Source organism: Pseudomonas sp. 5P_3.1_Bac2, assembly GCF_025465995.1.
Lineage (GTDB): Bacteria > Pseudomonadota > Gammaproteobacteria > Pseudomonadales > Pseudomonadaceae > Aquipseudomonas.
Genome location: NZ_JANLNY010000030.1, coordinates 371,267 through 394,737 on the forward strand (window position 1 = coordinate 371,267; position 23,471 = coordinate 394,737).

Sequence of the window (23,471 nt, forward strand, 5' to 3'; positions counted from 1 at the left end):
GCTAGTTATATCAGTCCAGCCCTGAGTCGGGCTGCTAAGCCGCCGTGCTTTGTTTAGTTGGCCAGCGTCCAGCTGTGTTGATAGTGCAGCCCACCATGCTGTTCACGGGCGTCATAGGTGGCGTAGTGCAGTTGGTTTACGGGCAGTTCGAGTGGCTGGCTGGGCAGTTGCGCTAAGCGCTGTTCGATCAGCTCACGGCGGATGCGTTGACGATACAGGCCCAGGGTCAGATGGGGCACATAATTGCTCTGGCGTATCTCTTGGCAGGAACCGGCGAGGGCTTGGCGCAGGGGCGCTAACTGCTGGTGGGCGTCCAGCACCTCCAGGTAGGCGGCGCTGCTAAAGCTGCGTGCGGGGCCGATCTGCAGGCTAAAGCGCGGCGGGCTTAACGCCTGCAAAGCGTTCAGTTGTGCGGCGAGCTGTTCATCGGTGAAATCATCATCATGCTCGGCTTGCGCTGCACTAAAGCCGCAGACGAACAAGGTGATATGGGCCTGGCGGGCGCCGGGCGGGTGCAGCCAGTCGCCGAGTAGCTGGCGCGCCTCTTGGATGCGCGCCAGAACTGCCTGGTTATCCACTTGCAGAACCCACACGCCATAGCGGCTACGGCCCTTGTGCCACTCGGGGTAGTCGCGCAGCTCGCAGGCCAGGCTGTGGCTAAACGACTGGGGCATCAGAGCGCGCCGTCTTGTTTCAGCGCGGCGATTTGCTCCTCGCTATAGCCCAAGGCGCTCAGGATGCTGTGGTTGTGTTCGCCCAGTTCTGGGCCGATCCACTGCACATCGCCCGGAGTGGCGCTGAGCTTGGGTACGATGCCGGGCATCTTGAATGGCTTGCCATCGGGCAGTTGCGCGCTCAAGAGCATTTCGCGGGCGAGAAACTGCGGGTCGCTGACCATATCTTCCACGCTGTAAATGCGACTCGCCGGCACTTCGGCCTGCTTGAGCAGGGCTTCCACTTCAGTAAGTGGCAGGCTGTTAGCCCAGCGGTCGATCACACCGTACAGCTCATCGCGACGGGCATCGCGGCCATCGTTGCTGGCCAGGGTCGGGTCGTTGGCCAGATCGTCACGGCCGATGGCCTGCATAAAGCGTTTGAAGATGGCATCGCCGTTGGCGCCGATCTGGATATGTTTGCCGTCGGCGCTGGTGTGGATGGAGGACGGCGTGATGCCGGGCATGATGTTGCCGCTGCGCTCGCGGATAAAGCCCATGACGTCGAACTCCGGCAACATGGATTCCATCATGGCGAAGATCGCCTCATACAGCGCCACGTCGACCACTTGGCCAAGGCCGCCGTTCACTTCCCGTTGGCGCAGCGCCATCAGCGCGCCGATCACCGCCCACAGTGCGGCAATCGAGTCACCAATGGAGATGCCGGTGCGCACTGGCGGACGGTCCGCGAAACCGGTGATATAGCGCAGCCCGCCCATGGACTCGCCCACTGCGCCAAAGCCCGGTTGTTCCTTCATCGGTCCGCTCTGGCCAAAGCCCGACAGGCGCACCATCACCAGTTTGGGGTTGAGCGCGTGCAGCACCTCCCAACTCAGGCCGAGTTTTTCCAGCACGCCGGGGCGGAAGTTTTCGATCAGGATATCGGCTTCGCTGAGCAGTTTTTTCAGCACGGCCAGCCCGTCAGGGTGTTTCAGGTTGAGGGTCAGCGACTGCTTGTTGCGCGCCTGGACGAACCACCACAGCGAAGTGCCTTCATAGAGCTTGCGCCATTTGCGCAGTGGATCGCCGCCATCGGGGGACTCGACCTTGATCACCTCGGCGCCAAACTCGGCGCAAATCCGCGCGGCAAAAGGCCCGGCAATCAAACTGCCGAGTTCGATTACTTTAAGACCTGCGAGGGGTTTGTTCGGCGTTGCCATTACGACTCCGGAGCATTGGGCTTTTACCCATTATGCCACTGGCGTGCTGCTGGCAGAGGTCGAGGGCTGATAGAGGATGGCCGATTGCGGATGGCCAATACGGATGGCTGATGCCAGCGCTAAAAAGTTACGGGCGCCCAAGGGCGCCCGTAAGTCTGCAGGGGGTAATGCTCGGCGGATTAGTTGCAGGAACCTTCATCGCGCCAAACTTTGCCGCTGCCTTCTGGGCCGGTAAACGCGGGGTTGCCCGGTTCGTTACCTTGGGTCCACCAGCGGGCGGTATAGCGCTTGCCCTTGTGGCTGACTTTGCTGCCGGTTTGGTACGCCGTTTTCGCGCTCCAAGGACCTTGGCAACTGCTGGGCTGACCACTCGTTTCGGCGCTGACTTTGACGCTGTGTTCCTTAAGCGTGTTTTTCTGGCCGTTACTGAGGTCCAGCTTGAAGCGATAGGTGACGTCCTGGCTGTTTTGCGGGGCGACGAAGGTCAGCTGCGCGCCATTGGCATTGAAGCTCAGGTCAGGGCTGACGCTCCAGCGATAGGTCAGCGCTAAACCAGCCGGGTCGGTGGAGCCGGAGGCATTCAGAGTGACTTGCTCGCCAGCCTTGGCCTGCGCTACCCCAGTGATTTTCGCCACTGGTGCGGCGACTTCAGCGTTGTTGTTCGAGCCGTTGCTGTCGCAGGTGCCCAGATCCTTCCACACCTTGCCGCTGCCGTCCGCTCCGGTATAGCTCGAGTTGCCGGGCTCACCGCCCTTGATCCACCAGCGGGCCATGTATAGGCGGCCATTGTGCTGCACTTGGTCGTTTTCCCAATAGGCTTTAGTGGCTTCCCACTGCGGTTTGCAGCTGCTGGTGGCAACACTGGCTTTGATCAGCACATCGTGGTTGGCGATGCTCGCTTGTTTGCCGTTACTCAGCTTCAGGATGAATTTATAACGGGTGTCACTGCTCAGCTTCGGTGCGACAAAACTCAGACGTGTGCCGTCGATTTTGAAGTCCAGCGCCGGTGTGACCCGCCAAGAGAAGTCCAGCGCGTGACCTTTGGGGTCGCTGGAGGCCGAGGCATCCAAGACCACCTGCTGATCGGCAGTGGCCTCGCTGACGCCGCTGATCACCGCAACTGGCGGCAATACGCTGTCCTGAGGTTTCAGGGGCGCCGACTTAACCTCGTTATCAGCGCTGAATTCGCCACTGGCGATCGGTGTCCACGGACCTTCGGCTTTAGCGGCGGCATAGACTTGGTAAGCCTTGATATTACCGCTCACCCCCTGATCCTGACGGGGCAGGTAGTGCAGCTGGGAGAAGCGGGTATCTTGGCCCAGGTCGAGCACCAGTTGGTGTGGATAGGTGCTGCCTGTGGTGGAAGCCCAATAGGATTTCGGGTTGCCGTCGAGGATGTTACTGGCTGGCGCCGTGCTTAGGGCGCTGCTGGCCGAGTGGATATTCCAGGTGCGCGGGAGCGATTTGCCATGGGCATCGGCCAGGTGCAACTCGGCGATGCTGGCATTGGCTTGACCATCCACTGACGAGTTGGCGACCAGTTTTACAAAGCGCGCCTTGACCGTCTCCTCCTTCAACGCAAAGGATTTGCCGTCCAGTACTAAGTGGCTGGCGGCTTTACTAGTGTCGCCGCGCAGGCCCAGATACCAGCGGCCCGCTTGCGGGTTGTTGACCGCTAAGGACACGCTGTTGCGCTGGACGGAGCGGAAGTCGTAGTCGCTGGTGGTGGGTTGGCTGCCTTGCTTAAGCAACAGCTGAACATTGCTGGGGGACTCGTAACCCAGGCCCGGCACGACGTTAAAGACTAAGCGTTGGGTGCCCGCAGGAATATCCAGCGGGAAGTAGCGGATTTCATTTTTGGCCAAGTCGAGATTCTGGCTGAGCAGAGTGCTGGCTTGTTCGCCGTCCAGGGGCACCACGGCAGGGGCATAAGCGGATATCTTCGCCGCCCGTTCACGCCACAGGCGCGCCATGTTGGCGGTTTGCGCGTTGCCTAGCGGCACACCTTGGGAGTCCGAGATATCCGGGTTGGAAAAGTAGGGGATAGTGTTGCCGCAAAGAATGGTTCTGACCCGGCCATTGTTATGACCGAAGCGATAGTGAGTGCCGTCCGAGCAGTGGCCGCCGCCGACGTTATGGGCCATCTCATGGCGAAACACGTTCGAGCTGGTGATGTCGTTGATCGTGTAGCGGCCATTCACGTAACCCCAACCGGATGCGGAGTCTTGCCCGGAACCGCTGCGTACGAAGCTGGCGATCAAGTCGGGGCTGTACTGTTTAATGCCCTCGGCGAACAGTTCCTTCACCTGGGCCAGTGCCGGCGTGGTGATGGGCATATCTTCGGCAACGATTTGGATACCGACCAGACGAACGCGCACCCCCTCGATCTGGGTGTTTTTGATGGCTTGGTTGACGACCGCCACCTGGCTCAGGGCATAGGCTTCGGCGTCGCCGATGTACTGCGCGGATTTTTCCGAGAACCCCGCGAGCAGGTCGATGACCAGCTCACCGGCCTGGTTGCGTTCGAGCTGGTAGCTCAGTTGACCGCTACGTGCTTGCAGCACTTGGGCGACGGCTGGCTCCGGCGCTTCTAGGGAGTCCTGGCTATGTTCGTTATTCTCCGGGCCCTCATAGCGCAGCAGGGTCTGCTGACCGTCTTCGCTGCCACGGATAATGGCGTTGGCTTGCGGCAGCAGGGCGACAAAACTGCCGTCCGCACGGCTGCTGATAACCACATCATCTTCGCTCTGTTGCTGGCTGCGGCTGAGCTTAAAGGTTTTACCGACCTGGACACTGAGGCCCTTGTAGGTGTCGCCTGTGGCCGGTGCGAGGTTACGGATGCTCAGGCCGGTGGCTTGGCGCAGCTGATCGGTGCCGATCTCAGCGCTACGGCGGTTGCTAGCAGCTGCACCTAGGTTGAGAAAGTGCCCGGTCAAGGCCGGCTGCTGTTGTGTCGTAGGGCTTGGGGCGGCGCTAGGGTCAGCCTGCAGCTCTGTGCACAGGGGCAACAAGATGGCTGCAGCGAGACCGACCCGGTGTAGGGCTGTGGCGCGGGAAAGCGCACTGAGTGTGAAGCGAGGCATAACATTTCCTAATACGTACAGACACCCGCTTGTCGATCGCCATCGACAAGGTGCGTACTGCTAAAAATTAAACGGGAAAGTGTGCCGGCGCTGGCATCTTAGGCAGCGCACAATCGCCCTGTATAGCAAGCGGGATGCTTTTAGTACTGGTACTAGGCCGCGAGCTAAAACGCCGCGCCTTGGCGGGTTTTTTCGTTTTTGTCCGCTTGTGCCGTAAGGGTTTTGTGCGCTGTATTGCCTCAGCCCAACGCTTGCGTCGACGCCCGTTAATCCGCGCTTAGACGGGCAAGGCGACCGCTGAGGATTTCCCCGCTGTGGGGCGCGGCACCCTAGGGGCTTTTCGCGGTAGACTTGCGCCCCTCATTTGATTAACCAAGAAGCCCTGTTCATGGCCCTGCCGTCTACCACCTACAAAATCGAGCTCAACCTTACCGACATGGACCGCAGCGTCTATGAAAACCTGCGCTTCACCGTCGCCCGTCACCCTTCGGAGACCGAAGAGCGGCTGGCCGCGCGGCTGGTGGCTTACGCGCTGTTCTACCACGAGCAACTGGCCTTTGGCCGTGGCTTGTCGGATGTGGACGAGCCGGCGCTGTGGGAAAAGAGCCTGGACGACCGCGTGCTGCATTGGATCGAAGTCGGCCAGCCGGACAGCGAGCGCATCACCTGGTGCTCGCGCCGCACTGAAAAATTCAGCTTGGTGGCCTACGGCAACCTGCGCGTCTGGCAAACCAAAGCCCTCGATCCTGTGCGCAGCCTGAAGAACATCAACGTGGTTGCCTTAGGCCAAGAAGCTCTGGCCAGCCTGGCGCTCGACATGCCGCGTTCGCTGAACTGGAGCGTGATGATCAGCGACGGTGAGTTGTTTATTACCGATGAGCGCGGCCAACACGAACTGCCTTTGGAATGGTTGGCTGGCGAGCGCTAAGTTCGGTCTAACAGGCTAGGGCTTTGAACATGCGCTTAAGCCGCGCCTGTGCAGAGCCGCATAGACGCCGCCTGCCATTGCATCGCTAAGCGCCATGACGCGCTTGTTACCTGTGTCACCAGTGGAACCCTTATGCGTATCGAAGCCCGTCCATTACCCGCCCAACTGCCTGATTTAGGTCCGCTGCCCCCCTTGCTCACGCGTCTGTACGCCAGCCGTGGCGTGCAGTCGGCCGCAGAGTTGGATAAGGGTCTGGCGCGGCTGATTCCCTATCAGCAGCTCAAGGGCATGGATGCGGCGGTGCAGTTGTTGGTCGAGGCCTTGCAACAGCGTCAGCGCATTTTGATCGTGGGCGACTTCGATGCCGACGGCGCCACGGCCAGCAGCGTCGGCGTACTCGGTCTGCGCATGTTGGGGGTGGCCCATGTCGATTATCTGGTGCCCAACCGCTTTGAATACGGCTACGGCCTGACCCCGGAAATCGTCGCCGTGGCCCTGGAGCGGCGGCCTGATTTGCTGCTCACGGTGGATAACGGCATCTCCAGTGTTGATGGCGTAGCGGCGGCGAAGGCGGCGGGTCTCAAGGTGCTGGTCACCGACCACCACTTGCCCGGTCCGCAGTTGCCGGCAGCCGATGCCATCGTTAATCCCAATCAGCCGGATTGCAGCTTCTCCAGCAAAGCCCTGGCCGGGGTTGGCGTGATGTTTTATGTGCTGCTGGCGCTGCGCGCGCGCCTGCGTGAGCTGGGCTGGTTCACGCTTGAACGGCCAGAGCCGAACCTGGCCGAACTGCTCGACTTAGTGGCCCTGGGCAGCGTAGCCGACGTGGTGCCGCTGGATGCCAATAACCGCATCTTGGTGCATCAGGGCTTGGCACGGATTCGCGCCGGACGGGCCCGCCCGGGCTTGCGGGCGATCCTGCAAGTGGCCGGGCGTGACCATCGGCGCATTACCTCCACTGACCTGGGTTTTATCCTCGGGCCACGGCTGAATGCCGCTGGGCGCTTGGATGATATGGCCCTAGGCATCGAGTGCTTGCTCTGCGATGACGAGTCCTTGGCCAGCGACATGGCGGTGCAGCTGGATCAGCTCAACCAAGACCGCAAGGCCATCGAGCAGGGCATGCAGCGTGAAGCCCTGGCCCAGCTGAAAGACCTGCCGGTGGATGACATGCCCTTCGGTCTGTGCCTGTTTGAGCCGGACTGGCACCAAGGGGTGATCGGCATCCTGGCCTCGCGCCTGAAAGAGCGTTATCACCGCCCGACCATCGCCTTTGCCGATGCCGGCGATGGCCTGCTGAAGGGCTCGGCGCGCTCGGTCCCCGGTCTGCATATTCGTGATGCACTGGATGCGGTGGCGGCGCGTCATCCCCAGTTGATCAGCAAGTTCGGTGGCCATGCCATGGCAGCCGGCCTGTCGTTACCGCAAGAAAATTTCCCGGCCTTCGCGGCGGCCTTTGATGCCGAAGTACGCCGCCAGTTGGAGGCCGACGACCTCACCGGGCGTTTGCTCAGCGACGGCAGTTTGTCCATCGAGGAATTCCACCTGCCTTTGGCCAAAGAGCTGCGCAATGCCGGGCCGTGGGGCCAGCACTTTCCCGAGCCGCTGTTCCATGGCGTGTTCCAGTTGGTGCAGCAGCGCATCGTCGGTGAGCGCCATTTAAAGGTAGTGGTGAAGACCGAATGTGGCAGTCGTCAGTTGGACGGCATCGCCTTTGGCGTGGACCGCGACGTTTGGCCTAACGCCAGCGTGCGTTGGGTCGAGCTGGCTTACAAACTGGACGTTAATGAGTTTCGTGGCCAGGAAAGCGTGCAACTGCTGATCGCGCATATCGAGCCGCGCTAAGCCGGGTGTTTAGGTCTTAGGTGTGAGCGCGAAGGCCCGGTGCTTGTCCTTTCGTCGTCGTTCGGTAACTTTTTGCAGCACTTGGTTGTGAGGTGGGTGAAACCCAGCTATCACCAATCAATCTATTATGCTCAAACCTTACTGTGAGACACGCCGATGAATACCCGTGGACTGCTGGACCAACTGCTTAAATCCGGTCAAGAACTGTTGCAGCAAAAGGGCGCCGCTGGTAGCAAGACCTCGGCAGGCGCGGGCGGCGGCTTAGGCGGCCTAGGTGATGTGTTGGGCGGCGTGCTTGGTAACGGCAAGCCGGGCAACCTCGGCGGCCTGCTCAACAGCGCTGGTGGCAAGGCCTTGGCCGCTGGTGCGCTGGGTATTTTGTTAGGCACCAAGGGCGGCCGTAATGTCGGTGGCAAAGCCCTGACCTATGGCGGTTTGGCCGCGCTCGGCATGGCCGCTTACAAGGCTTACAGCAACTGGCAGGCGCAACAAGGGGCGGCCGCCAGTGCGCCATTGCCGGCGTTGGAGAATCTGAGCAGTGCCGAGGCCGAAGCGCACAGCCAGGCAATCCTCAAAGCTCTGGTCGGGGCGGCCAAGGCCGATGGTCATATCGATGAGCGCGAGCGTGAGCTGATCGAAGCGGAGCTGCACAAACTGACCGCCGATGTGGAGCTGCGTCAGTGGCTGCAAAGCGAGCTAAATAAGCCGCTGGACCCCGTGGAAATCGCCCAAGCCGCCAGCAGCCCGGAAATCGCCGCGCAGATGTATCTGGCCAGCGTGCTGATGGTGGATGAAGAACACTACATGGAGCGCGCCTACCTCGATGAGCTGGCGCGCCAACTGCAACTGGCGCCCGGTCTCAAGGCCGAGCTGGAAGCGCAGGTACGGCAGGGCTAAGTACCGCTGTGCTGGCTCTGGCCATGGAATTTTATGCTGTTGCGCCCAGCCGCTTTGGCTTGATACAGGGCGCGGTCCGCTAATTCTAAGGCCACATCCAACTGAGCGCTGTCCTGGGGCCAGATCGCCCCGCCGATGCTGCAACCCACCTGCACGTCCTGTTCCAGCTGCACGGGCTGGCGCAGGGCGGCGAGGACGCGCTTAGCCACTTGCAGGGCTTGTTCCTGGGCGGTGTTGGCCGGTACTTGCAGCACCATCAAAAACTCGTCACCGCCTAGTCGGGCAACCAAGTCACCGTCACGGGTGCTGGCGCGCAAGCGCAGCGCCAGTTCTTGCAGCAGCTTGTCCCCGGCGGCGTGGCCATGCTGATCGTTAATCGGCTTGAAGCCATCCAAATCCATATACAGCAGGGCTAGGCAATCATTTTTGTTGCGGCTGTTTTGCCGCGCGTGGATCAGATAGTTGTCCAGGGCAATGCGGTTGGGCAGGCCGGTGAGGGCGTCGTGGTGGGCGAGATCCTGCATCGCTCCTAAGGCCGTTTTTTGGTTTCTGAGGCTTTCCACCAACCGGCGGATCGACTGACTCAGGCTTTGGATTTCGCGGGTGCCCTTAAACTCAGGGATTACGCTGACCTTGCCGGCACTCAAACGATTCGCTGCACGCACGATCTGCCGCAGCGGACGGGTGTAGTAGCCGGCCAACAGCCAGCCAAGGAAAGCAAACAGCAGCGCCAGGAGGCTACCGAGCAGCAGAATATTGCGCGACATCACACGCGCCGGCGCATAGGCCTCATGCACCGGCTGGCGGGCCAATATATGCCAGCCCAACCCCGGGTAATCCTTGTAGCCTTCGCTAAAGGCCAGGCCGGTGAGGTAGTCCTGCTGATCGGGCCAGGTCTGCACCATCCAGGTTTCCTGACGCTCTTTCGGCAGGCTCAGAATGGGCAGCTCGAGGGGCTTGCCGAGGCTGTCCGCCGGGCCCATGAGGACACGGTGATCATGGCTGAGGATAAAGAACTCCAGCTTCCGCTGCGGATCGAGAGGACGCAGAATCGAGCGGCGTATTTCATCGGCCCAAGACCACGATATATGGGCCGCCAGCACGCCCAGCAACTGGCCGTGAGCATTATTGATCGGCAGGCTGATATCGATAAATTGGTCGGCGGGCGAGCCGGCAGCGGTCAGCGCCTTGGCCAACTCCGGGTCGCAATACACATCGCCGATCACCTGTTGCCTTAAGGCCTGCTGAAAGACCTCGCGCGCGGCGATGCTGCGCCCTTCAAACAGGCCGTTGCTGGAGGCCAATACCTGGCCTTGGGCATCGGTCAGGCCGACCCAGGCGACACTGGAAAACTCTTGGTTGATCTCTTCGAGGATCTGCCGCACTTGCTGGGTTTGCCCAGGCTGGTGCAAGACCTCCAGGCTGGCGATTATCTCCAGCATGGCAATGCGGTTTTGCAGGCCGCGGTCGAGACGGTCGCTAAGGTTATGTCCGGTTTCAGCCAGATCACGGCCCACTGCGGCATGAATCCGCTGGCTGGCGTCGTGACCGATCAGGCTGCCAAACAGCCAGCTGAGGCAGATAATCAGTAAAGCGATAACCAGTGCAAAACGGCTACGCAGGCTGGGAGGGTGCTGCATAGATTTTTATAAGCCTCTGCTAGCGACTACGGTGTTCATATATAGCACCGTCGGTCTAGCTTTGCCGCTGACACGGCGTATTGCCTGCTGCCAGCCGTGCCGCGACTCAGGTATACTCGCCGGCTTTTCCGAAAGTTTGACCTGTGAGTGCTGCCAGCCATGGAAATCAACCCGATCCTGAATAGCATCAAGGACCTGACCGAGCGTACCCAGACTATTCGGGGGTATCTTTGACTACGATCATAAGCATGATCGCCTAGTTGAAGTAAATCGCGAGCTCGAAGACGCCAACGTCTGGAACAACCCAGAGTACGCCCAGAACCTGGGCCGCGAACGCGCCCTGCTGGCGCAAATCGTCGACACCATCGATGACCTCACCGGCAGTCTGGCGGACTCCCGTGACCTGCTCGACATGGCCGTAGAAGAGAACGACGAGGCTGCGGTCGGCGATATCGTCAGCGAGATCGAGCGCCTGCGTGAAATCCTTGAGCAGTTGGAATTCCGCCGCATGTTTAGCGGCGAGATGGACCCCAACAACGCCTATCTGGATATCCAGGCCGGCTCCGGCGGCACCGAGGCGCAAGACTGGGCCAACATGCTGCTGCGCATGTACCTGCGCTGGGCGGATAAGCGCGGGTTCGACGCCACCATCATGGAACTGTCGGCGGGTGAAGTCGCCGGCATCAAAGGCGCCACCGTGCATATCAAAGGCGAATATGCCTTCGGCTGGCTGCGTACCGAAATCGGTGTGCACCGCTTAGTGCGTAAGAGCCCGTTCGACTCCGGCAACCGCCGCCACACCTCGTTCACGGCGGTGTTCGTCTCGCCTGAGATCGATGACAACATCGAAATCGAGATCAACCCGTCGGACCTGCGTATCGACACCTACCGTTCCTCCGGGGCCGGTGGTCAGCACGTTAACACCACCGACTCGGCGGTACGTATCACCCACGTGCCGACCAACACCGTAGTCAGCTGCCAGAACGAGCGCTCGCAGCACGCCAACAAAGACACCGCGATGAAAATGTTGCGGGCCAAGTTGTACGAGCTGGAAATGCAAAAACGCAGTGCTGCCTCCCAGGCCTTGGAAGACAGCAAGTCGGATATCGGCTGGGGTCACCAGATTCGTTCCTACGTTCTGGACGCCTCGCGGATCAAGGACCTGCGCACGAACATCGAGCGTAGTGACTGTGACAAGGTGCTCGACGGGGACCTCGACGAGTACTTGGTGGCGAGCCTTAAACAGGGGCTCTAAGCACCGCATTGAGATAAGCGGGCGCCGCGTCTAGCGCGCCTGCAGCCGGCCCAGGCCCAAGCAACGATTTACAGGACAGACAAACACCATGAGCGACCAACAACTCGACCCGCAAGCGGTAACCCACGAAGAGCGGCAGCAGGAAGAAAACAAGCTGATTGCCCAGCGCAAAGACAAGCTTGCGGCCATCCGTGCCCAGGGTAACGCCTTCCCTAATGACTTCCGCCGTGCTGACTACTGCAACGATCTGCAGAAACAGTACGCCGAGAAGACCAAGGAAGAGCTGGCCGAAGCGGCCATCCCGGTTAAGGTCGCCGGGCGCATCATGCTCAACCGTGGCTCCTTTATGGTGATCCAGGACATGACCGGGCGGATCCAGGTCTACGTCAACCGTAAAGTGCTGTCCGAGCAAACCCTCGAAGCGGTGAAAACCTGGGACTTGGGCGACATCATCAGCGCCGAAGGCACCCTGGCGCGCTCCGGCAAGGGCGACCTGTACGTGGAAATGACCGACGTGCGCCTGCTGACCAAGTCGCTGCGCCCGCTGCCGGACAAGCACCACGGCCTGACCGACACCGAGCAGCGTTACCGGCAGCGCTACGTTGACCTGATGGTCAACGAAGAAACCCGCCACACCTTCCGTGTGCGCTCGCAGGTGATTGCCCACATCCGTGCGTTCCTGGCCAAGCGTGACTTCCTCGAAGTGGAAACGCCGATGCTGCAAACCATCCCCGGTGGCGCCGCAGCTAAGCCGTTCGAGACCCACCACAACGCACTGGATATGCAGATGTTCCTGCGTATCGCCCCTGAGCTGTACCTCAAGCGCCTGGTGGTTGGCGGCTTTGAGAAGGTTTTCGAGATCAACCGTAACTTCCGCAACGAAGGCGTTTCGACCCGGCACAACCCCGAGTTCACCATGCTCGAGTTCTACCAGGCTTACGCTGACTACGAAGACAACATGGACCTCACCGAAGAGCTGTTCCGTGAACTGGCCCAGTTGATCCTTGGCACAACCGACGTGCCTTACGGCGACAAGGTGTTCCACTTCGGCGAGCCGTTCGTGCGCCTGTCGGTGTTCGACTCGATCCTCAAGTACAACCCGGATCTCACCGCCGCCGATCTGCAAGATATCGACAAGGCCCGTGCGATCGCCAAGAAAGCCGGCGCCAAGGTGCTGGGCTTCGAAGGCCTGGGCAAACTGCAGGTGATGATTTTCGAGGAGCTGGTTGAGCACAAGCTGGAGCAGCCGCACTTCATCACCCGCTACCCGTTTGAAGTGTCGCCCCTGGCCCGCCGCAGTGACGATGATCCAAGCGTCACCGACCGCTTTGAGCTGTTTATCGGTGGCCGTGAAATCGCTAACGCTTATTCCGAGCTTAACGATGCCGAAGATCAGGCCGAGCGCTTTATGCAGCAGGTGGCCGATAAGGACGCCGGCGACGACGAAGCGATGCACTACGATGCCGACTTCGTCCGTGCCCTCGAATACGGCATGCCGCCTACCGCCGGTGAGGGGATCGGTATTGACCGCCTGGTCATGCTGCTGACCAACTCGCCGTCGATCCGCGATGTGATCCTGTTCCCGCACATGCGACCCCAGGCGTAAGCCGCCTCGAGCTCTACCAAGCCGCCTTCGGGCGGCTTTTTCTTTGCGGCGATTGGATTATTTGCCCGATTTATTGACTAAGTCATGAATCACCGAGCAATCACCGACAAAGGAACGTCATCAGTGACCGAGAACCCTATACCAGAGAGTGCCGTCGTAGTGGCTAATGCCGTTGTTGAAAGTGTGCAGTATCAAGGCCGTAAGGCGAGTCGCCGCGGTAGTGAGCAACGTCGGCAGAATATCCTCGACGCAGCTATGCGTCTGATCGTGCGTGAAGGTGTACGTGCCGTTCGTCACCGTGCGGTAGCTGCCGAAGCTCAGGTGCCGTTGTCGGCAACCACGTATTACTTCAAAGATATAAATGACCTCATCACTGACACCTTTACCCAGTTTGTTGAGCGCAGCGCCGCCCATATGGGGCAGTTGTGGGGCAACACCGAGGAAACCCTGCAAAACCTCACCCGTCAGCTCGATGGCAGCGTGCAGTCGCGGCGTAAGCTGGCCGATGAAATTGCCCGTCTGAGCGTCGAGTACATCCGTCAACAGCTGCAAGAGCGCCGCGATCACTTAGTGGCGCAGCGGGCTTTTGAGCAGGAAGCGCTGATTAACCCACGTTTGCATGACTTGGTACGTGCCCATCGCAAAATCCTCCTGCAAGGCGCCAACCGTTTTTTCGAGGCCTTAAGCTCGGAGCAACCGTTGCATGATGCTGAGGTGATGACCGCACTGATTATGCGAATGGAGTATCAAGGCTTGCTTGATGGGGTTGAACAGCTGGACAGTGCCGATATGTTAGCCAGACTGAAGCGCTATATGTATCTGGTGCTGGGTCTGTAGCCTGGCTATTGCTAAGCAAGGAGAACCCCATGAAGGCCTGGCGCGCGCTGTTAGTCGTGTGCTTTGCAACCCTCAGCGGCTGTCTGGTGACCTTCACCGACCCGATCCCGGCTAATGAGGCTGCACCGATCCCGCTGCTGGGCCTATGGCAGCGGCAGGACGAATGGGGTGAGCAGGTCTACCTGCAGATTACTCGGGCCGGCTCCAATGTGTACAAGGCGCGGGTCTACAGTGGCAGCGCGGATAACTTAAGCACGGCCCATGAGTATGGTTTTACCGTGGCTCATCATGGCCGCCGCTGGTACTTCTCCGCAGGCTTGCCTAAGCGACTGGGCGCTAATTTCACCATCGCCGGCTTCGAGTTGACCGCGCACAATGAGTTGGTACTGTTCAACTTGGATGTTGCACGTATCAAGCATGAGCTGGATAAGGGTAATCTTAAGGGCGAATTGATCGACAATGAGCTGGGGCAGATGGCCTTGGTCACTAGTCCGTTATCTCAGGTACTGGACTACCTCAACGATCAGGCTAATTCGGATGTGTTTATCGAAGTCGCTCGCTATCAACGTTCAGGGGATTAGTGAGTTTTGGGGGCTGTGTGAATAGTTTTGCCGAATTGGACCCGTATCAACTCACCGTCCGCGCGTTGTCTGACCGGATTGTCGAGGCGCAAACGCCGATCCGTGTGCTCGACGCGGTGAAGTGGGACGACAACATCCGCGATGAGTTCTTCAAGCACAAAGGCAAGCAATTGCCCGCGGTGGACCGCAGCTACTACCAAAGCCGGCCCCTGGCTTTTGATGCGGCGGCGAAGAAGCTCGAATTCCAGAATATCGAGCGCGACATCACCCGCCAGTTGGGCCAGTTCAACCCGGTCGGGCAGATCATGCGGCGCATGTGTCGCGAGTACCGCATGGTCGTGCGTATGCTCGAAGCCCGCGGGACGGAAGACTTTGGCTTGATCAGCCAGGAGCTGTACGGCGCCGCCAGCGATGCCTTCCATGCTGGTGATCCGACCTTGGCCGATCTCGGCCTGATGTTCTCCGACTTCCTGAATAACATCGATAAGCGTGGCGACCTCAAAGATGAGGCGAAAAACTTAAGCGCCAAAGAGGCCGTCGACTTGCTGCAAGGGCGCCTGAATAAGGTGTTTGGCGAGCACGAAGACACCATACGCGTGTTCGAGTCCGACGGCATTCTTGCCGATGCGGCGGCGGGTGCCGATTACATCAAGATTCGCAGCGATGCGCGGTTTAACGAGCGTGACGTCAAGGCCTTGGAAGTGCATGAAGGCTTAGTCCACGTGGCGACCACCCTCAATGGCCTTAATCAGCCGATCTGTACCTTCTTAGCCAAAGGCCCGCCCTCATCGACCGTGACCCAAGAGGGGTTGGCGATCTTGATGGAAGTGATTGCCTTCGCCTCCTACCCGACACGCCTGCGCAAGCTGACCAACCGGACTCTTGCCATTCATATGGCGGAGGAGGGCGCTGACTTCCTGGAGGTGTTCGAGTTTTACCGTGGCCAGGGCTTCAGCATGGAGCAGAGCTACAGCAACGCGGGCCGCGTGTTCCGTGGCTCGACCCCGAGCGGCATGCCGTTCACCAAGGATCTGTCGTATCTCAAAGGCTTCATCATGATTTACAACTACATCCAGCTGGCCGTACGCAAAGGCAAGTTGGAGCAGATCCCCTTGCTGTTCTGCGGCAAGACCACCCTGGAAGACATGCGCACCCTCGGCAAGTTGGTGGAGGAGGGCCTGGTGGTGCCGCCTAAGTACCTGCCGCCGCAATTCAGTGACCTCAACTCGCTGTCGGCCTGGATGTGCTTCTCCAACTTCCTCAATAACCTGAGTCTGGACCGCATCGAAGCGGACTACGCCAATATCCTCTAGGTTTTGTAAGAAAGGTGCCTGCGCTCGATGATGCGTCGTTAAAACATAGTTCGCAGTGCTCATTGACCGCTCGTAACGGCGAGTGCGAGCCCGGTGCGCTCCTCATTGTTTTGGCTTTGCCTGATCGGCGCTCGGCGATTTTTCATATAACAGGCCTGGCTGCACCAGGCTGTTCAATTGTTTAGTGGGAATTAACTGATGCCCAGCCATCAACTCGAATACGAAATTCTCGGCAGCGGCGCGCAGAGCGTGGAAATCATCCTCGACCCGGATGAAACGGTGATCGCCGAAGCCGGTGTGATGAATTACATGACCGAAGGCATCCGCTTCGAGACGCGCATGGGCGACGGCTCTAGCAGTGGCGTGCTGGGTAAGTTGTGGGGCGCCGGCAAGCGCATGCTTACCGGTGAATCCTTGTTTATGACGCACTTCACCAACAATGGCGCCACGCCTGCGCGAGTGGCCTTTGCCGCGCCTTATCCGGGCACTGTCGTGGCGGTGGATTTAAATCAGGTGGGCGGGCGTTTGATCTGCCAAAAAGACGCCTTCCTCTGCGCCGCTTACGGCACGCAAATCGGCATCAGCTTTAATAAGCGTATTGGCGCCGGTTTCTTTGGTGGTGAAGGTTTTATCCTGCAAAAGCTTGAGGGCGATGGTCTGGCCTTCGTCCATGCCGGCGGCACGGTGATTCGCAAGGAACTGAATAACGAGACCCTGCGCCTCGATACCGGCTGCCTGGTGGCCTTTACCAGTGGCCTGGATTACGACATTGCCTTGGCCGGCGGCCTGAAGAGCATGCTGTTTGGCGGCGAGGGCATGCTCTTGGCGACCCTTAAGGGCACCGGTACCGTGTGGGTGCAGAGCCTGCCGTTCTCGCGCCTGGCCCAGCGCGTGTACGAGGCCACCTATAACGCCCAGGGTGAGATTCGCGCCGGCGGCAAGTAAACTGCGACATCGCTGCGCTGGGCAGTGGCGCTGAGATAGCGCAAGCTGCGCCGCCGATGCCTTAATCCTCGCCAGGCCCTGTGACTGGCGACATTCCCTGTTGAGAGCTTGATATGCGTGAGCTAAACCCGATTCCATTGATTCTGACGGCTGTGGCCAGTGTCTGTGCCACGGTGGCCGTGCTGGGCTTTTACGGCTATCTGCACATTGCCAAGCCGGAAGACGCGCTGCTGTTGGCCGACTTCACCATGCTGAAGACCGTTGAAGGTGAGGACTATAAAGTCTCCATCGAGCCCGCCAGCCAAGTGGCGCAGTGCATCGATAACGTCCTGGTCTTGTTTGATACCGAACAGCGTGGCCTGACTGGCGTGCTGGTGAACAACAAGAAGCGCGCGGTGCGCTGCGTCATGCCGCAACCTGCGGGCGAGCACTCCGCCCAGGAGCCTGGCGCAGCCGGGCAGGCCGTGCCCGCGCAGTAACGTGCGCGGCGAATTACCGGAATAAAAAAACCGCCCCTAGGGGCGGTTTTTTCTGCAACCGACTTAAGCCTTAGTAGCCCACGGAAGAACGTGGTGCGACTGGCTTGCTGTCGTTGGAGATGGTGACTTCAACGCGGCGGTTCATGGCACGGCCAGAAGCGCTGCTGTTGTCAGCAACTGGGTATTCCTTGCCATAGCCTTTGGTGACGATGCGGCTTGGGCTAACGCCCATTTTGATCAGCGCCACTTGTACCGAGGTGGCACGACGCTCGGACAGGGTCTGGTTGTAAGCAGCCGAGCCGGTGCTGTCGGTGTAGCCTTCAACGATCACTTTGCGATCTGGGTTTTCTTGAAGGAACTGGGCCAGTTTGTTGATGTTGACCAGACCGCCGGATTTCAGCTCCGACTTGTTGGTGGCAAACAGCACGTCACCGAAGGTCACCAGGGTGCCGCGTTCGGTTTGTTTGGCGTTGAGGCTGTTTTGCAGTTGACGGATTTGCGCGTCACGGGCTTCCAGCAGCGCGCGGGCACGTTGGTCGCCGGCATCTTTGAGCTGGGTTTCGGCAGCACGCAGAGCGATGGTCTGCTTAGCCACTTCAACACGCTGGTTGGTCAGGTAAGCCAGTTGATCAACTTTCTCTTCGTCTTCGTCATCACGGAAAGCCTGTTCGGCTTTGTTCAGCCAATCGCTGGCGTCTTGGGTTTCCAGCGCGGCGACTTTGGTCGCTTGCGGGTTGGCTTGCAGGCTCGAGTAGTTGCTGCGCGCGGCTTCCAGATTGGCGTTGGGGGTGGTTGAGCAGGCGGCCAAGGCTACGCTCATGGCGAGCACGGCAGGGATCATGATTTGCTTACGCATAATTTTTTCTTCCTTAGATCAATTACCAGATGCGGGCGGGTGGTGGCGCTTATTGAGCGCTACGCAGGCCTTCCTGACGCAGTTCCTGTACGCCTTTGTGGGCATCTTGCAGGGCACGATCAGCCTTGCCAGCTTGAGCTTTACGCTCGGCTACGCGGGCGTCCCACTCGGCTTGTTCGGCCAGGCGCTTGGCTTCTTGGTAATCCTTGTCATGCAGGGCAATTTCGGCCAGTTTCAGTTTGTCTTGGGCAGCCTTCATCTCTACGGCGGCATACTCAGTAGCACCAGCAGAAACTGCGCTGTTGACAACTGATTTGGTCACGGCAAGTTGCTCAGTTGGCGGATTACCCGCGCAACCAGCCAGCACCAGGCTACTCCCTAGAACCAGTGCGGCGATTTTCAGCCCGCGAAATGGGCTAACTGAGGTTTGTGCAGTGTTGGTTTTCATAGTCATCAACTCCGTTGTGCGACTCTTTTGAAACATCTCGATCCATCCTGGTTTGGCATTGGTTCGCCCATGCGCTAGGGAAATCGACGCGCACGATGCAACCTTAAACAGTGATGGCAAGGGGTAAGACCCAAGGTTTTTTTAAATAGTTCAGCACTTTCGGCCCAATTGCCTAACAAATGGTTGTCTGGAGTTCGCAGTGTAGGCGGCGAATTGACCGGCGCTGGGCGGGCTTACCAACGGCAGCCAAGGTGTCGGGAATTTTCTGAATATCAGGTAGTGTGCACAGGGTCATACTGGCGAAAAGCTCCCTTGTTAAAGCCTGCGGTGCGGGTCAACCTGCATTTTTAAGGGAGTTGCACGAGCCGACGGAGGGTAGTGTGATGAGCGATTTTGAAGGGCGCTTGCGCGAAGATGTGCACCTGCTGGGTGAGCTATTGGGTAATACCATTGGCCAGCAATACGGCGAGGAGTTTGTCGCCAAGATCGAGCTGATCCGGCGCAGCGCCAAGGCCGATCGCCGTGGCGCTGCCCAAGCCCAGCTCAGTGCTAGCTTGGCCACCCTCAGCGATGACGAATTACTGCCGGTGGTCCGCGCCTTTAGCCAGTTTCTTAATCTGGCCAACCTCGCCGAACAATACCAGTTGGTCCGGCGCCGTCCGGATAATCAGCCCAGCGCCCAGCAGGCCGCGGATCTTGGCCATCTGCTCAAGCGCTTAATAGCCGCCGGGCATAGCGGCAAGAGCCTGGCTCAGCAGGTGGCGCAGCTGCAGATTGAGCTGGTGCTGACAGCTCACCCGACCGAAGTGGCGCGGCGTACCCTGATCCAAAAATACGACGCCATCACTGCCCAGTTGGCGGCCCTCGATCACAGTGACCTCAGCCCCAGCGAGCGCGACAAGATTGCCCAGCGCCTGCAACGCTTAATTGCTGAGGCCTGGCACACCGATGAGATCCGCAAGCAGCGGCCCACTCCGGTGGATGAAGCCAAGTGGGGCTTTGCCGTGCTGGAGCATTCGTTGTGGCAGGCACTGCCCAACACCTTGCGCCAGGTTGACCAACTGCTGCATGAGGCCACCGGCGAGCATCTGCCCCTCGACGCTGCGCCGATCCGCTTCGCCTCGTGGATGGGCGGCGACCGTGACGGTAACCCCAATGTCACCGCCGTGATCACCCGCGAGGTGCTGTTGCTGGCGCGCTGGATGGCCGCCGATCTGTACCTGCGGGATATCGAGGCGCTGGCCGCTGACCTGTCGATGCAGCAGGCCAGCCCCGTCTTGATGGCGGTGACGGGGGCTAGCCCCGAACCCTATCGGCAGTTGCTTAAAGCCCTGCGCGAACGCCTGCGCGCCACCCGCAGCTGGGCCGAGGCGGCGCTGCACGCTGAAGTGCCTGCCAGCCCTGAGGTGCTGCAGCACAGTGATGAACTGGCCGCGCCGCTTCAGCTTTGTTATCAGTCCCTGCATGACTGCGGTATGGGTGTGATTGCCGACGGTCCGCTGCTGGATTGTTTGCGCCGCGTCGCCAGTTTTGGCCTGTGCTTGGTGCGTCTGGATATCCGCCAGGAGTCTTCCCGACATAGCGCCGCGCTGAGTGAAATCACCCTGCACTTGGGCTTAGGCGACTATCGCCAATGGTCTGAGGCCGAGCGCCAGGCCTTCCTTCTCCACGAGCTGGACAATCCACGGCCACTGCTGGGGCGGGATTTTCAGGCCAGCAGTGATACTGCCGAGGTGCTCGCCACCTGTCGTGCGATTGCTGCCGCGCCACCGGCATCCTTGGGCTCTTATGTGATCTCCATGGCGGGTGCGGCTTCCGATGTGCTGGCCGCGCAGCTGCTGCTCAAAGAGGCCGGTGTCAGTTGGCCGATGCGCGTCGCGCCGCTGTTCGAGACCTTGGCCGATTTGGATAACGCAGGCCCGGTGATCAGCCAGTTACTCAGCCTGCCGGCCTATCGCGCAAGCTTGGCCGGACCGCAGGAGGTGATGATCGGCTACTCCGACTCGGCTAAAGATGCCGGCACCACCGCGGCGGCCTGGGCCCAGTACCGTGCCCAGGAGCGTTTGGTGGCGATCTGTCGGGAACAGCAGGTCGAGTTGGTTCTGTTCCATGGCCGTGGCGGCACCGTCGGCCGTGGTGGCGGCCCGGCCCATGCAGCGATCCTCTCGCAACCGCCGGGCTCGGTGGCCGGGCGCCTGCGCGCCACTGAGCAGGGCGAGATGATTCGCTTCAAGTTCGCCCGCAGCGATATTGCCGAGCAAAACCTGCACCTGTATTTAAGCGCGGTGCTGGAGGCGACTTTACTGCCACCGCCGAGCCCTGAGCCGGCCTGGCGTGAGCAGATGCAACGCCTCGCCGAGGATGGCTTAGCGGCATATCGTGGCGTGGTGCGTGAGCATCCGCAGTTTGTCGAATACTTTCGCCAGGCCACGCCGGAGCAAGAGCTGGCTCTGCTGCCGCTGGGCAGTCGGCCGGCCAAACGACGGGCGGGCGGGGTGGAAAGCCTGCGGGCGATTCCGTGGATCTTTGCCTGGACCCAGACCCGTTTGATGTTGCCGGCCTGGCTCGGTTGGGAAACTGCCTTGAATCAGGCCTTGCAGCGCGGCGAGCGGCAGTTACTGGTGCAGATGCGCGAGCAGTGGCCGTTTTTCCGCGCACGTTTGGATATGTTGGAGATGGTTTTGGCGAAAACCGACCCGGCGCTGGCGCAGTTGTACGACGAGCATTTGGTCGAACCTAAGCTGCGTCAATTAGGTCAGGATTTACGCGTCTTATTGTCGCAGGCGGTGTCCGCCGTGCTGGCTCTGAGCGGGCAAGGCAGAGTGTTATCAGATAACCCGCAAACCCTGGAGTCAATTCGCCTGCGCAACACCTACCTGGACCCCTTGCACCTGTTGCAGGTGGAACTCTTGGCGCGCTCTAGGGCGCGGGAAAATCAGTCTGATAGCGCCTTGCAACAAGCTTTGTTGGTCAGCGTGGCAGGAATTGCCGCCGGTTTACGTAACACCGGCTAAGTGCATAAGCCGCCCTGAAGGCACTTGGCCGGCCGCGAAGATGGGCGCCAGCCATGGACTAATGGGCGCCTGCACCGTACGCCGCCTGCTACTTTGGATGGCTTGTGCGCTATGGGTGCGCTGTGTATCTTGATCGACCTTTTGGCGCATTGGCCATTATGTCGATGCCGCTTAGACCATTCTGAGATTGGCCCCATGAGGCGAGTCCAACGATCTTCGTTTTTAACATTTGAGGAGCACTTCGATGCGCGTGATTCTGTTGGGGGCGCCCGGTGCCGGTAAAGGTACCCAAGCTGGCTTCATCACCAAAAAATTTGGTATTCCGCAGATTTCCACTGGCGACATGCTGCGTGCTGCGGTCAAGGCGGGCACTGAATTGGGTTTAGTGGCCAAGAGTGTGATGGATAGCGGTGGCCTGGTTTCCGATGAGCTGATCATCAATCTGGTCAAAGAGCGTATCGCCCAAGCCGATTGCGCCAATGGTTTCCTCTTCGATGGCTTCCCGCGCACCATTCCGCAAGCCGAAGCGCTGAAAGAAGCCGGTGTTGAGATTAACCACGTGGTTGAGATCGCCGTGGATGACGAAGAAATCGTCGGCCGTATCGCTGGCCGTCGTGTGCACCCGGCTTCTGGCCGTGTTTACCACACCGAGCACAATCCACCGAAAGTTGCCGGCATCGACGACGAAACCGGTGATGAGCTGATCCAGCGCGAAGACGACAAAGAAGAAACCGTGCGTCATCGCCTGTCGGTCTACCACTCGCAGACCAAGCCACTGGTGGATTTCTACCAGAAGCTGGCCGCTGCTGACGGCTCGCCGAAGTACAGCTCCATCCCAGGCGTTGGCTCGGTCGACGAAATCACCGCCAAGGTGCTTGCCGCCCTGAGCTAAGGCTTAGGCGTCATCTGCTTGTGCCAACGGCCCGCGATTGCGGGCCGTTGTCGTTTACGGCGCAAGCAAAGCGGCCACGCGGGCCGGGCAAGGCCCGCCACTAGGCAGCAAGACTGGCCAAAACAGTGCTAAACCGTTTTAATGCCCGCCCATTTCTCACACTGCCCATATTGCCAATGACCACTCTGCTGGCCCTGGATACCGCCACCGAAGCCTGTTCCGTTGCTCTGTTGCATAACGGCCAGGTGCTCAGTCACTACGAAGTGATTCCGCGTCTGCACGCGCAGCGCCTGCTGCCGATGATCAAGCAACTGCTGGCCGAGGGCGGTGTGGCGCTCAGTGCGTTGGACGCCATCGCTTTTGGCCGGGGGCCAGGTGCTTTTACCGGTGTGCGCATTGCCATCGGGGTGGTGCAAGGCTTGGCCTTTGCCCTTGAGCGGCCGGTGTTGCCGATCTCCAACCTGGCCGTGCTGGCCCAGCGCAGCCTGCGCGAGCATGGCGCGCAGCAGGTGGCTGCGGCCATCGATGCGCGGATGGATGAAGTGTATTGGGGCTGTTACCGCGCCGAGGCGGGGGAGATGCGTCTGCTGGGCACTGAGGCGGTGCTGCCGCCGGAACAGGCGGTGTTGCCCCGTGGCGGCGCCGGTCAGTGGTTTGGCGCCGGTACTGGCTGGGGCACCTATGCCGCGCGCATCGCCACTGCCGTCAGTGGCCAGGATGGGCAGATGTTGCCGCACGCCCAAGACCTGCTGAGCCTGGCCCAATTCGCCTGGGCCCGCGGTGAAGCGGTGCCGGCGGATCAGGCCCAGCCGGTGTACCTGCGTGATCAGGTCGCCACGCCGAAGGGCAGTCTGTAAACCGCGGCTGGCTGCTTTAAGGCTTTATTTGGCACGTTCGAGCCATTAGCACATTGCCAAGTCATACCTCGGCAGCTAAATTGCTCCAGCTAAGCTAGGTGTTTCTACAGTTTATGAGCAGT

The 23,471-nt window shown here is 60.0% G+C and carries 19 protein-coding genes; 13 read left to right on the plus strand and 6 right to left on the minus strand.

The features are described from left to right. Nucleotides 1-53: 53 nt before the first annotated feature. The 3 genes from NTD81_RS21080 to NTD81_RS21090 all read right to left on the minus strand — a co-directional run bounded on the left by NTD81_RS21080 (nucleotide 54) and on the right by NTD81_RS21090 (nucleotide 4,956). Nucleotides 54-674, minus strand: coding sequence for a 2'-5' RNA ligase family protein (locus tag NTD81_RS21080; RefSeq protein WP_262184710.1), 621 nt, complete (start codon nucleotides 672-674; stop codon nucleotides 54-56). Next, nucleotides 674-1,873 (minus strand): CaiB/BaiF CoA transferase family protein, encoded by a 1,200-nt coding sequence (locus tag NTD81_RS21085; protein ID WP_262184711.1) that lies wholly within the window; start codon nucleotides 1,871-1,873, stop codon nucleotides 674-676. Before NTD81_RS21085 ends, NTD81_RS21080 begins: the two co-directional genes overlap by 1 nt. A 179-nt stretch (nucleotides 1,874-2,052) precedes the next feature. Continuing rightward, complete coding sequence (locus NTD81_RS21090; protein ID WP_262184712.1) at nucleotides 2,053-4,956, minus strand: discoidin domain-containing protein; 2,904 nt, start codon at nucleotides 4,954-4,956, stop codon at nucleotides 2,053-2,055. A 388-nt stretch (nucleotides 4,957-5,344) separates the two neighbouring features. Between NTD81_RS21090 and NTD81_RS21095 the strand changes: the two genes are divergently transcribed. The 3 genes from NTD81_RS21095 (at nucleotide 5,345) to NTD81_RS21105 (ending at nucleotide 8,626) form a co-directional block, all read left to right on the plus strand. Next, nucleotides 5,345-5,884 (plus strand): YaeQ family protein, encoded by a 540-nt coding sequence (locus NTD81_RS21095; RefSeq protein ID WP_262184713.1) that lies wholly within the window; start codon nucleotides 5,345-5,347, stop codon nucleotides 5,882-5,884. A gap of 132 nt (nucleotides 5,885-6,016) precedes the next feature. Next, complete coding sequence (gene recJ, locus NTD81_RS21100; protein ID WP_262184714.1) at nucleotides 6,017-7,729, plus strand: single-stranded-DNA-specific exonuclease RecJ; 1,713 nt, start codon at nucleotides 6,017-6,019, stop codon at nucleotides 7,727-7,729. Between the two features lie 156 nt (nucleotides 7,730-7,885). Next, complete coding sequence (locus NTD81_RS21105) at nucleotides 7,886-8,626, plus strand: tellurite resistance TerB family protein (RefSeq protein ID WP_262184715.1); 741 nt, start codon at nucleotides 7,886-7,888, stop codon at nucleotides 8,624-8,626. Here NTD81_RS21105 and NTD81_RS21110 read toward each other — a convergent pair. Beyond that, nucleotides 8,623-10,266 carry a GGDEF domain-containing protein gene (locus tag NTD81_RS21110; protein WP_262184716.1) on the minus strand — a complete coding sequence of 548 codons (1,644 nt, stop codon included), beginning with the start codon at nucleotides 10,264-10,266 and terminating at the stop codon, nucleotides 8,623-8,625. The genes NTD81_RS21105 and NTD81_RS21110 overlap by 4 nt on opposite strands. Before the next feature lie 159 nt (nucleotides 10,267-10,425). Here NTD81_RS21110 and prfB point away from each other — a divergent pair. The 7 genes from prfB to NTD81_RS21145 all read left to right on the plus strand — a co-directional run bounded on the left by prfB (nucleotide 10,426) and on the right by NTD81_RS21145 (nucleotide 17,282). Beyond that, a protein-coding gene (gene prfB / locus NTD81_RS21115) for a peptide chain release factor 2 (protein ID WP_262184717.1) occupies nucleotides 10,426-11,521 on the plus strand; the annotation gives its coding sequence in 2 pieces (ribosomal slippage) (nucleotides 10,426-10,497 and nucleotides 10,499-11,521; 1,095 coding nt in all). Between the two features lie 88 nt (nucleotides 11,522-11,609). Then, complete coding sequence (lysS, locus tag NTD81_RS21120) at nucleotides 11,610-13,127, plus strand: lysine--tRNA ligase (protein WP_262184718.1); 1,518 nt, start codon at nucleotides 11,610-11,612, stop codon at nucleotides 13,125-13,127. Between the two features lie 84 nt (nucleotides 13,128-13,211). Next, nucleotides 13,212-13,964: a TetR/AcrR family transcriptional regulator gene (locus NTD81_RS21125; protein ID WP_262184719.1), complete on the plus strand. Its 753-nt coding sequence runs from the start codon at nucleotides 13,212-13,214 to the stop codon at nucleotides 13,962-13,964. 29 nt (nucleotides 13,965-13,993) lie between these two features. Continuing rightward, entirely contained in the window at nucleotides 13,994-14,545 is a 552-nt protein-coding gene (locus NTD81_RS21130) for a hypothetical protein (RefSeq protein ID WP_262184720.1), read from the plus strand. A gap of 35 nt (nucleotides 14,546-14,580) precedes the next feature. Beyond that, on the plus strand, nucleotides 14,581-15,858 hold the full coding sequence (locus tag NTD81_RS21135; RefSeq protein WP_262184786.1) for a flavohemoglobin expression-modulating QEGLA motif protein: 1,278 nt from the start codon (nucleotides 14,581-14,583) through the stop codon (nucleotides 15,856-15,858). 198 nt (nucleotides 15,859-16,056) lie between these two features. After that, complete coding sequence (locus NTD81_RS21140; RefSeq protein WP_262184721.1) at nucleotides 16,057-16,803, plus strand: TIGR00266 family protein; 747 nt, start codon at nucleotides 16,057-16,059, stop codon at nucleotides 16,801-16,803. Nucleotides 16,804-16,916: 113 nt separating this feature from the next. Next, on the plus strand, nucleotides 16,917-17,282 hold the full coding sequence (locus NTD81_RS21145; RefSeq protein WP_262184722.1) for a hypothetical protein: 366 nt from the start codon (nucleotides 16,917-16,919) through the stop codon (nucleotides 17,280-17,282). Between the two features lie 70 nt (nucleotides 17,283-17,352). On the opposite strand, the gene NTD81_RS21150 is transcribed toward NTD81_RS21145, so the two are convergent. Together NTD81_RS21150 and NTD81_RS21155 are read right to left on the minus strand one after the other, a co-directional pair. Then, nucleotides 17,353-18,138, minus strand: coding sequence for an OmpA family protein (locus NTD81_RS21150; RefSeq protein WP_262184723.1), 786 nt, complete (start codon nucleotides 18,136-18,138; stop codon nucleotides 17,353-17,355). 49 nt (nucleotides 18,139-18,187) lie between these two features. Then, on the minus strand, nucleotides 18,188-18,622 hold the full coding sequence (locus NTD81_RS21155) for a DUF4398 domain-containing protein (protein ID WP_262184725.1): 435 nt from the start codon (nucleotides 18,620-18,622) through the stop codon (nucleotides 18,188-18,190). Nucleotides 18,623-18,969: 347 nt separating this feature from the next. Here NTD81_RS21155 and ppc point away from each other — a divergent pair, with 347 nt between their 5' ends. The 3 genes from ppc (at nucleotide 18,970) to tsaB (ending at nucleotide 23,349) form a co-directional block, all read left to right on the plus strand. Then, the gene (gene ppc, locus NTD81_RS21160) at nucleotides 18,970-21,600 is read left to right on the plus strand and encodes a phosphoenolpyruvate carboxylase (RefSeq protein WP_262184726.1); all 2,631 of its coding nucleotides are present in this window, start codon (nucleotides 18,970-18,972) and stop codon (nucleotides 21,598-21,600) included. Nucleotides 21,601-21,844: 244 nt separating this feature from the next. After that, the gene (gene adk / locus NTD81_RS21165; protein ID WP_262184727.1) at nucleotides 21,845-22,492 is read left to right on the plus strand and encodes an adenylate kinase; all 648 of its coding nucleotides are present in this window, start codon (nucleotides 21,845-21,847) and stop codon (nucleotides 22,490-22,492) included. Nucleotides 22,493-22,668: 176 nt separating this feature from the next. Beyond that, complete coding sequence (gene tsaB / locus NTD81_RS21170; RefSeq protein ID WP_262184728.1) at nucleotides 22,669-23,349, plus strand: tRNA (adenosine(37)-N6)-threonylcarbamoyltransferase complex dimerization subunit type 1 TsaB; 681 nt, start codon at nucleotides 22,669-22,671, stop codon at nucleotides 23,347-23,349. The last annotated feature ends 122 nt before the right edge of the window (nucleotides 23,350-23,471 follow it).

Excerpts from the sequence above, each read along its gene's own strand:
- NTD81_RS21085 (WP_262184711.1), bottom strand. The coding sequence starts at position 1,873 with ATGGCAACGCCGAACAAACCCCTCGCAGGTCTTAAAGTAATCGAACTC.
- NTD81_RS21140 (WP_262184721.1), top strand. The coding sequence starts at position 16,057 with ATGCCCAGCCATCAACTCGAATACGAAATTCTCGGCAGCGGCGCGCAG.
- NTD81_RS21155 (WP_262184725.1), bottom strand. The coding sequence starts at position 18,622 with ATGTTTCAAAAGAGTCGCACAACGGAGTTGATGACTATGAAAACCAAC.
- lysS (WP_262184718.1), top strand. The coding sequence starts at position 11,610 with ATGAGCGACCAACAACTCGACCCGCAAGCGGTAACCCACGAAGAGCGG.
- NTD81_RS21130 (WP_262184720.1), top strand. The coding sequence starts at position 13,994 with ATGAAGGCCTGGCGCGCGCTGTTAGTCGTGTGCTTTGCAACCCTCAGC.
- NTD81_RS21110 (WP_262184716.1), bottom strand. The coding sequence starts at position 10,266 with ATGCAGCACCCTCCCAGCCTGCGTAGCCGTTTTGCACTGGTTATCGCT.
- NTD81_RS21105 (WP_262184715.1), top strand. The coding sequence starts at position 7,886 with ATGAATACCCGTGGACTGCTGGACCAACTGCTTAAATCCGGTCAAGAA.
- recJ (WP_262184714.1), top strand. The coding sequence starts at position 6,017 with ATGCGTATCGAAGCCCGTCCATTACCCGCCCAACTGCCTGATTTAGGT.
- NTD81_RS21095 (WP_262184713.1), top strand. The coding sequence starts at position 5,345 with ATGGCCCTGCCGTCTACCACCTACAAAATCGAGCTCAACCTTACCGAC.
- NTD81_RS21090 (WP_262184712.1), bottom strand. The coding sequence starts at position 4,956 with ATGCCTCGCTTCACACTCAGTGCGCTTTCCCGCGCCACAGCCCTACAC.
- tsaB (WP_262184728.1), top strand. The coding sequence starts at position 22,669 with ATGACCACTCTGCTGGCCCTGGATACCGCCACCGAAGCCTGTTCCGTT.
- NTD81_RS21125 (WP_262184719.1), top strand. The coding sequence starts at position 13,212 with ATGAATCACCGAGCAATCACCGACAAAGGAACGTCATCAGTGACCGAG.
- NTD81_RS21145 (WP_262184722.1), top strand. The coding sequence starts at position 16,917 with ATGCGTGAGCTAAACCCGATTCCATTGATTCTGACGGCTGTGGCCAGT.
- adk (WP_262184727.1), top strand. The coding sequence starts at position 21,845 with ATGCGCGTGATTCTGTTGGGGGCGCCCGGTGCCGGTAAAGGTACCCAA.
- NTD81_RS21080 (WP_262184710.1), bottom strand. The coding sequence starts at position 674 with ATGCCCCAGTCGTTTAGCCACAGCCTGGCCTGCGAGCTGCGCGACTAC.
- ppc (WP_262184726.1), top strand. The coding sequence starts at position 18,970 with ATGAGCGATTTTGAAGGGCGCTTGCGCGAAGATGTGCACCTGCTGGGT.
- NTD81_RS21150 (WP_262184723.1), bottom strand. The coding sequence starts at position 18,138 with ATGCGTAAGCAAATCATGATCCCTGCCGTGCTCGCCATGAGCGTAGCC.